General features: G+C 63.6%; 1 protein-coding gene. It reads right to left on the bottom strand.

Annotated features, from left to right (window positions below; genetic code table 11):
- Window positions 1–291, bottom strand: a 291-nt coding sequence (locus tag IH26_RS55210; RefSeq protein WP_034218347.1) for a cbb3-type cytochrome c oxidase subunit I, incomplete at both ends; no start/stop codon positions are given.

Genomic DNA, 291 nt, shown 5'->3' with positions numbered 1-291 from the left:
GCCGAGGACGAACGAGCCGATCGTCGAGAACGTGTTCAGGAAGGTGAAGCCGTCCGACGCCAGGTAGTCCGCGTACCGCCGGGGCATGCCCTCGGTGCCCAGCCAGTGCTGGACCAGGAAGGTGCCGTGGAAGCCGAGGAAGGTCAGCCAGAAGTGGACCTTGCCGAGGCGGTCGTCGAGCATCCGGCCGAACATCTTCGGGAACCAGAAGTAGATGCCGGCGAACACCGCGAACACGATCGTGCCGAACAGCACGTAGTGGAAGTGCGCGATCACGAAGTACGAGTCGGA

It is taken from the genome of Actinoplanes subtropicus (genome assembly GCF_000721705.1).
Classification (GTDB): domain Bacteria; phylum Actinomycetota; class Actinomycetes; order Mycobacteriales; family Micromonosporaceae; genus Actinoplanes; species Actinoplanes subtropicus.
The sequence above is the reverse complement of the archived record's forward strand: the minus strand, read 5'-3'. Positions and strand labels throughout refer to the sequence as shown.